Origin of the sequence: Streptomyces sp. NPDC006368 (assembly GCF_040612535.1) — a bacterium.
Lineage (GTDB): Bacteria > Actinomycetota > Actinomycetes > Streptomycetales > Streptomycetaceae > Streptomyces.
The window spans coordinates 367726-374914 of record NZ_JBEXQK010000001.1 but is presented as its reverse complement, the minus strand read 5'-3'; the positions used below and the strand labels follow the sequence as shown (position 1 = coordinate 374914).

Sequence of the window (7189 nt, the reverse complement as noted above, 5' to 3'; positions counted from 1 at the left end):
CGGTGCCCACGGCGACCGCGGAGCGCGGCAGCAGGGCGGCGCCGGCGAGGTGCCGGGCCGACGACAAGCCGCGAGGGTGCGCGCCCCGTTGTCGACCCGGACTCGGGATCAGGCTCCGAGGCCCGGGCCGGCGGCGCCGATGGGCAGACCGCCGATGAGACCGGTGACGGTGCTGGGGTCGACGGGCAGGCCCTGGATCGCCCCGGTGAGGCCCTGGGCCTGGCCGAGCAGGTCGGTGGCGCTTCCCGGGAGCTGCTGAACGGCGGACTGGGCGATCGGCAGGGCGATCGGCAGCACCTTGGTGGTGGTGTCCAGCGCGGCGTTGGAGGGGCCGACGACCGCGGACGCGTTCCCGGCGGCGGTGGCGGCGAAAGCGGCACCGAGAGCGGCGACACCGAGAGTCTTGGCAGCGGACTGCTTCATCGAAATTCGTCCTTGGGGGAACTCGGGGAAGATGAGCGGCTCTGCAAGCTAGTCAGGCGGTGACGATCTCCGCAAACACCGGGAACGGCCGGGTCGCGCGATTCCCGGCCGCCCCCGTTTCCGTTCCCCGGAGGTTTTACGACGAGGAACCGCTGGTCGCGGCGGTCTGCGTGAACAGCCATTCGGATTTGAGCTCGGCGTAACCCGGCTTGATCACTTCGTTGATCATGGCGAGTCGTTCGTCGAAAGGAATGAACGCTGATTTCATCGCATTGACCGTGAACCACTGCATGTCATCGAGCGTGTAACCGAACGTCCCGGTCAGCCGCTCGAATTCCTGGCTCAGGGTGGTTCCGGACATGAGCCGGTTGTCGGTGTTGACCGTGGCCCGGAAGTGCAGCCGGCGCAGCAGTCCGATCGGGTGCTCGGCGTAGGAGGCGGCGGCGCCGGTCTGGAGGTTGGACGTCGGGCACAGCTCCAGGGGGATGCGCTTGTCGCGCACGTAGGCGGCGAGGCGCCCGAGCGTGACCGTGCCGTCGTCGGCGACCTCGATGTCGTCGATGATCCGCACGCCGTGCCCGAGGCGGTCGGCGCCGCACCACTGGAGGGCCTGCCAGATGGAGGGCAGGCCGAAGGCCTCACCGGCGTGGATGGTGAAGTGGTTGTTCTCGCGCTTGAGGTACTCGAAGGCGTCGAGGTGACGGGTGGGCGGGAAGCCGGCTTCGGCGCCCGCGATGTCGAACCCGACGACGCCCTCGTCGCGGTAGCGGTTGGCGAGTTCGGCGATCTCCAGGGCGCGGGCGGCGTGGCGCATGGCCGTGAGGAGCGCGCCGACGCGGATGCGCCGGCCGTTCTCACGGGCCCGCCGCTCCCCCAGCCGGAAGCCCTCGTTGACGGCCTCGACGACCTGCTCCAGCGTGAGGCCCTTGTCGAGGTGCTGCTCGGGCGCGTACCGCACCTCGGCGTAGACGACGCCGTCCTCGGCGAGGTCCTCGGCGCACTCGGCGGCGACCCGGACGAGGGCGTCGCGGGTCTGCATGACGGCGCAGGTATGCGCGAACGTCTCCAGGTAGCGCTCCAGGGAGCCGGAGTCCGCGGCGTCGCGGAACCAGATGCCCAGCTTGTCGGGCTCGGTCTCCGGGAGTGCCCGGTAGCCCGTGTCCCGGGCCAGTTCGATGATCGTGCCGGGCCGCAGTCCGCCGTCGAGGTGATCGTGGAGCAGCACCTTGGGTGCGCGGCGGATCTGGTCGGTGGTGGGGAAGGTGGGGGTAGGGCTCGTCATTGTCGAACTCTAGCCCTACGCGCGTAGAGGAGCCCTTTGTCCGCCGCCGTCGATACGTAACAGTGACCGCACGTACGGGTGGAGTACATGTCGACTTCTGAGACTGTTCTGCCATGGTGAACCACGCACTCGTAGACACGGGCGGGGGCACGGGCCGCGGGGGCTCGGGCCGCGGGCGGGCGCCCCGGCTGGGCCGGGCCGTCGGGGTTCCGGGCGCGGCGGTGGGCGGCGTGGCGCTGCTCCTCCCGGACGGTGAACCGGTGTCGGGGCGCGGCCCTTCGCCGCTCGCGCACGCGGCGGCCCTGCCGCTGGCACGGCGGCTGGTACGGGAAGGGCGCGACGAGGGCCTCGTGGCGCATGTGGTGCGCTACGGCGGGCGCGGCTGGAACGGGCCGGACGCCCGGCTCGCCGCGGACGCCGCGTGGGCCGCGTCGGAGGTGGTACGGCGGTACGGCGACGTGCCGGTCTGCCTCGTCGGCCGGGGCATGGGCGGCCGGGCGGCGCTGCGCGCGGCGGGCCACACGGCCGTCAACTCCGTGCTGGCGCTGGCCCCGTGGCTGCCGGAGGAGGACGTGGCGGCCACACCCGAACCGGTGAAGCAGCTCGGCGGCCGGCACGTGCTGATCGTGCACGGCACGAACGACGAGCGCACCGACCCCGAGTTGTCGTACCGCCTGGCGGAGCGTGCGAAGAAGGCCAACCGGGACACGTGCCGCTTCGAGGTCCACTCGGACGGGCACGCGCTGCGCGACCACCACGCCGAAGTCGTGGCGCTGGCGTGCGACTTCGTCCTGGGCGCGCTGTTCGGCCGCCCCTACTCCCGCCCGGTCGCCGACGCGCTGGCGGCGCCGCCGCCGCTGGGGCTGCGCATGCCGCTGGCCGCCGGCTTCGCCCGCGCGCTGCGGGGGTAGGGCGAGGTCGGGGCGGGGCCGGGAACAGGGCGGGGCCGGGACGTGCCCCCACGGGTCCGCGTGCGCCGGGGAGTTACTCCGGTTCGCCGAGGAGGCGGCCTCGGCGGGAGAGGAGGAAGCGTTTGAAGGCGGCGACCGGAGGGGTGTCGGGGTGGCCGTCCAGCCAGGCCACGCCGATCTCGCGGGCCGCGCGCGGGGAGGTGACGCTCAGCTCGACGACGCCCGGGCGCGGGACCGCCGGGGGCGGCAGAAGGGCGACGCCCAGGCCCGCCGCGACCAGGCCGCGCAAGGTCTCGGCCTCCTCGCCCTCGAACGCGACGCGCGGCGTGAAGCCCGCCTCGGCGCACAGGGCGTCGGTGATGCGGCGCAGACCGTAGCCCGGCTCCAGGGTGACGAACGTTTCGTCGGCGGCCTCCGCGAGGCGGACGCGTTTGCGGGTGGCCAGGCGGTGGTCGTCCGGGACGACGAGCCGTAGCCGCTGCTCGTCCAGGCGGCGGGCGACCAGGTCGGGGGCGTCCGGGACCGGGGAGGTGAGGCACAGGTCCAGCTCGCCGGCGCGCAGACGCTCGATCATGGCCTCGCCGTAGTTCTGGACGAGGGTGAAGCGGACCTTCGGGTGGTCGACGCGGAAGGCCCGGATCAGCCCGGGGACGGTCTCCGAGCCCATGGTGTGCAGGAAGCCGAAGGCGACCCGGCCCGCCGAGGGGTCGGCGTCCGCGCGCACGGAGTCGGCGGCCCGCTCCACCTCGCCCAGCGCCCGTTCGGCGGAGGTGAGGAAGGTGCGTCCGGCGGGGGTGAGGGAGACCGTGCGGCCCCGGCGGGCGAACAGGGCCACCCCCAGGTCCTCTTCGAGGCGGACCATGGCCCGGGACAGCGTGGACTGGGGGACGCCGATCTCCTGCGCGGCCCGGGTCACGTGCTCGTGACGCGCGACCGCCGCGAAGTACGCGAGGCGCGGCGCAAGCAGCAGCCCCATGTCTTCTTCGTTACTGTTCGGTGACAGCCACTCCCGTGAACTGTGGTTATGCGCCATGGGAACGATTAAAGCCGTTCCATGCATTGGACGCATGAAACAGGGGTGCCTACGGTCGTCGTATGCCTTCCGCCAGTACCAAGGCGGCCGCCACCGACGCGGTCGCCGACACCCGCCTTTCCCCCGGCCGCCCCGGCTACCGCCGGATGAGCTTCGCGCTGTTCGCCGCCGGGGTCGCCACCTTCGCCCTTCTCTACTCGACGCAGGCCCTGCTCCCCGCCGTCTCCGCCGACTTCGGCGTGAGCGCCTCGGCGGCCAGCTGGTCCGTCTCCGCCGCGACCGGCGCGCTCGCCCTGTGCGTCCTGCCGCTGAGCGCCCTGTCCGAGCGGTTCGGCCGCCGCGCCCTGATGACCGCCTCGCTCGCGATCGCCGTCGCCCTCGGCCTGCTCGTGCCGTTCGCGCCGGACCTGGAGTGGCTGGTGGCGCTGCGCGCCGCGCAGGGCGCCGCGCTGGCCGGGCTGCCCGCGTCGGCGATGGCGTACCTGGCGGAGGAGGTGCGGCCCAAGGCGCTGGTCGCCGCGATCGGCCTGTTCGTCGCGGGCAACAGCATCGGCGGGATGAGCGGACGGATCGTCACCGGCTGGGTGGCCCAGCTGTGGGGATGGCGGGCGGCGCTCGCCGCGGTCGGGCTGATGGCGCTGGTGTGCGCGGTGGTGTTCCGGCTGATGATCCCCGGGGCGCGGCATTTCACGACCGGTTCGCTGAACCCGCGCGCCCTGGCCACGACCGTACGCACGCACCTCTCGGACCCGCTGCTGCTGCGCCTGTACGCGATCGGCGCGCTGTTCATGACCGTCTTCGGCGCCGTCTACACGGTGATCGGCTACCGGCTCGTCGAGGCGCCGTTCTCCCTCCCGCAGGGTGTGATCGGATCGGTCTTCCTCGTCTACCTCGTCGGTACGGTGTCGTCGGCCGCGGCCGGCAAGCTGGTCGGCCGGCTGGGGCGGCGCGGGGCGCTGTACCTGGCGGTGACGACGACCGCCGCCGGGCTGCTGCTGTCGCTCGCGGACACCCTCGCCGCCGTCCTGCTCGGACTGGTCCTGATCACGGCCGGCTTCTTCGCCGGGCACGCGGTCGCCTCGTCCTCGGTGAGCCGTACCGCCAGGACGGGCCGCGCGCAGGCCTCGGCGCTCTACCAGTCCGCGTACTACCTCGGCAGCAGCGCGGGCGGCACGCTCGGCGCGATCGCCTTCCACTCCGGCGGCTGGGCGGGCACGGTGCTCCTGGGCCTGGTCGCCGTGCTGGGAGTCGTGTCCATCACGCTGTACGGGACGCACAGCGCGCGCGTGCAGGAGGGCAGGTCCCGCGAAAGCTACCGCCACACCGCTTCCCGGGGCGCCCTGCGGGCATAACCACGGCACCGGACTCAGGGGGAGTTGGTGCATGTGACCGCGATGCGCAGACGGGTGGGGGTCACCCTCGGTCTCACCGGACTGGTCGTGCCGTTGACGGTCGCCCTGGGCGGCCCCGCCCGGGCGGCGTCCTGCACGACGCGGACGGGGCCCTATCAGACACGGGTGGAGCGGTTCCTGGGCCGGCCGGTGGACGGAAGGCAGTCGCCGGCCGACTGCGCGGCGACCCGGGCGTTCCAGCGGGCGCACGGGATAACGCCGGCCATCGGCTACGCCGGGCCGCTCACCTGGCGCACGATGAACACGATGCTCGCGCAGCGGGCGGCCGGGAAGACGCCCAACAGGGCGGGCCCGTGCCCCACGAACAGGGGGCGGATCGCGTGCGTGGACCTGACCCGGCAGCTGAGCTGGATCCAGGACGGCGCGCGGCTGGCGTACGGGCCGGTGCCGGTGCGCACGGGCCGGGACGGCGCGGAGACCCGTACGGGCGCGAAGCGGGTGTACCACCGCAACGTGAGGCACTGGTCCACCATCTACAAGGTGTGGATGCCGTACGCGCAGTTCTTCGACGGCGGGCAGGCCTTCCACTCGGTGACCAAGTCCATGTACAACCCGCCCGGTTCGGGCGGCTGCGTCAACATGCGGGACGCGGACGCCAGGGCGTACTGGCGGCTGCTGGGGAACGGCGACGACGTGTACGTGTACGGGCGCAAGCCCGGAACCTGACCCTGGTTGTCAGTCCCCTCCTGTAGCTTCCGTCGTGCAGCGCAGAGCGCGACAGGGGTGGACGCGATGAGTGATGTGGCGAGCCTGGAGCAGTACCGGACCGAGCTGACCGGGTACTGCTACCGCATGCTGGGATCGGCCTTCGAGGCGGAGGACGCCGTCCAGGACACGATGGTCCGGGCGTGGCGCAGCCTCGACAAGTTCGAGGGCCGGTCCTCGGTGCGCTCCTGGCTGTACCGGATCGCGACCAATGTGTGCCTGGACGCGCTGAACGCCGGCAACCGCCGGGCCCGCCCGATGGACCTGACGGCGGCGACCCCGGTGGCGCAGGCGCAGCTCACCTCCCGTCCGGAGGTCACCTGGCTGGAGCCGGTGCCCGACGGGCGGGTGCTGCCGTCCGTCACCGACCCGGCGGAGACGGCGGTGTCGCGGGAGACGGTGCGCCTGGCGTTCGTGGCGGCGCTCCAGCACCTGCCGCCCAGGCAGCGGGCGGTGCTGATCCTGCGGGAGGTGCTGGCGTGGAAGGCGAGCGAGGTCGCGGAGCTGCTCTCCACCTCGGTCGCGTCGGTCAACAGCGCGTTGCAGCGGGCCCGGGCGACGCTCGCCGAGTCGGCGCCGGCCGACACGGATGTCGCCGACCCGCTCGACGAGGAGCAGAAGCAGCTGCTGGAGCGGTACGTCGCGGCCTTCGAGGGGTACGACATGGCGGCGCTGACCGCCCTGCTCCACGAGGACGCGACGCTGTCCATGCCGCCCTACGACCTGTGGCTGCGGGGCCACGACGACATCGTCGGCTGGATGCTCGGCGTCGGCGAGGTCTGCCGGGGCTCGCGCCTGCTGCCGGTCGTGGCGAACGGCACGCCGGCGTTCGCCCACTACCACCCGGACCCGCGGGGCGGGTTCAGCCCGTGGGCGCTCATGGTCATCGAGATCGTGGACGGGAAGGTCTCGGGGATCACGTCGTTCCTGGACGTGAAGCGCTGGTTCCCCCTGTTCGATCTTCCGGACCGCCTGGAGGCGTGAGGAGGCCGGCCAGCCCGACGAGCTCGGCCAGCGCCCGCAGTCCGGGGTGCGCGTTCCGCACGGCCATCCGGTGGCCCAGCCGCCGGGCGGTCAGGTGGAGCCGGGCGAGGGCGTCGACGGCGGCGAGGTTCGGCCGGGTGACACCGCCGACGTCGCAGACGACCTCACCGCCGTCGGCCGTGCTCCCGCCGAGCAGCTCGCCCAGCTCCTCGCAGAGGCGGGGGACGGCGGCGGGCTCGATGAGGCCGACGACGAGGAGGACTTTCGGTTCCGTGGCGTCCACATGGAAGGAGACCGGCGGTACGGCCGGAACTCATCGCTGCCCCTGGCGAGCCGCGGCGGCCAAGTCGTCGCCGCAGAGGGCTCTGGCGCGATGGCGAGTGCGCCCGTGGCGGTCTCCCCGTTTCGGCGCGTCACCGGTCCCGGCGTGCCGAACGGG

The 7189-nt window shown here is 73.0% G+C and carries 8 protein-coding genes; 4 read left to right on the top strand and 4 right to left on the bottom strand.

Annotated elements, in window-relative coordinates:
• Positions 1 to 108: 108 nt before the first annotated feature.
• Both ABZZ38_RS01830 and ABZZ38_RS01825 read right to left on the bottom strand, forming a co-directional pair.
• The gene (locus ABZZ38_RS01830; RefSeq protein ID WP_356734619.1) at positions 109 to 423 is read right to left on the bottom strand and encodes a hypothetical protein; all 315 of its coding nucleotides are present in this window, start codon (positions 421 to 423) and stop codon (positions 109 to 111) included.
• Between the two features lie 136 nt (positions 424 to 559).
• Positions 560 to 1705: an adenosine deaminase gene (locus ABZZ38_RS01825; protein WP_356734617.1), complete on the bottom strand. Its 1146-nt coding sequence runs from the start codon at positions 1703 to 1705 to the stop codon at positions 560 to 562.
• A gap of 230 nt (positions 1706 to 1935) precedes the next feature.
• On the opposite strand from ABZZ38_RS01825, the gene ABZZ38_RS01820 reads away from it, so the two are divergent.
• On the top strand, positions 1936 to 2616 hold the full coding sequence (locus ABZZ38_RS01820; RefSeq protein ID WP_356734657.1) for an alpha/beta hydrolase: 681 nt from the start codon (positions 1936 to 1938) through the stop codon (positions 2614 to 2616).
• A 73-nt stretch (positions 2617 to 2689) separates the two neighbouring features.
• Here the strand turns inward: ABZZ38_RS01820 and ABZZ38_RS01815 are convergent, their stop codons facing one another.
• On the bottom strand, positions 2690 to 3649 hold the full coding sequence (locus ABZZ38_RS01815; RefSeq protein ID WP_356734615.1) for a LysR family transcriptional regulator: 960 nt from the start codon (positions 3647 to 3649) through the stop codon (positions 2690 to 2692).
• A gap of 62 nt (positions 3650 to 3711) precedes the next feature.
• Here ABZZ38_RS01815 and ABZZ38_RS01810 point away from each other — a divergent pair, with 62 nt between their 5' ends.
• From ABZZ38_RS01810 to ABZZ38_RS01800, 3 genes are all read left to right on the top strand, one after another.
• Positions 3712 to 5001 carry an MFS transporter gene (locus tag ABZZ38_RS01810; protein WP_356734613.1) on the top strand — a complete coding sequence of 430 codons (1290 nt, stop codon included), beginning with the start codon at positions 3712 to 3714 and terminating at the stop codon, positions 4999 to 5001.
• Positions 5002 to 5043: 42 nt separating this feature from the next.
• On the top strand, positions 5044 to 5727 hold the full coding sequence (locus ABZZ38_RS01805) for a L,D-transpeptidase (protein ID WP_356734611.1): 684 nt from the start codon (positions 5044 to 5046) through the stop codon (positions 5725 to 5727).
• Positions 5728 to 5793: 66 nt separating this feature from the next.
• Positions 5794 to 6750, top strand: a complete 957-nt coding sequence (locus ABZZ38_RS01800) for a sigma-70 family RNA polymerase sigma factor (RefSeq protein WP_356734609.1) — start codon at positions 5794 to 5796, stop codon at positions 6748 to 6750.
• Here ABZZ38_RS01800 and ABZZ38_RS01795 read toward each other — a convergent pair.
• Complete coding sequence (locus ABZZ38_RS01795; RefSeq protein WP_356734607.1) at positions 6683 to 7033, bottom strand: STAS domain-containing protein; 351 nt, start codon at positions 7031 to 7033, stop codon at positions 6683 to 6685. The two genes, ABZZ38_RS01800 and ABZZ38_RS01795, sit on opposite strands and share 68 nt — an antisense overlap.
• Positions 7034 to 7189 lie beyond the last annotated feature (156 nt).

Coding starts and splice junctions, on each gene's coding strand:
- ABZZ38_RS01830 (WP_356734619.1), bottom strand. CDS start 423: ATGAAGCAGTCCGCTGCCAAGACTCTCGGTGTCGCCGCTCTCGGTGCC.
- ABZZ38_RS01825 (WP_356734617.1), bottom strand. CDS start 1,705: ATGACGAGCCCTACCCCCACCTTCCCCACCACCGACCAGATCCGCCGC.
- ABZZ38_RS01815 (WP_356734615.1), bottom strand. CDS start 3,649: ATGGCGCATAACCACAGTTCACGGGAGTGGCTGTCACCGAACAGTAAC.
- ABZZ38_RS01810 (WP_356734613.1), top strand. CDS start 3,712: ATGCCTTCCGCCAGTACCAAGGCGGCCGCCACCGACGCGGTCGCCGAC.
- ABZZ38_RS01805 (WP_356734611.1), top strand. CDS start 5,044: ATGCGCAGACGGGTGGGGGTCACCCTCGGTCTCACCGGACTGGTCGTG.
- ABZZ38_RS01800 (WP_356734609.1), top strand. CDS start 5,794: ATGAGTGATGTGGCGAGCCTGGAGCAGTACCGGACCGAGCTGACCGGG.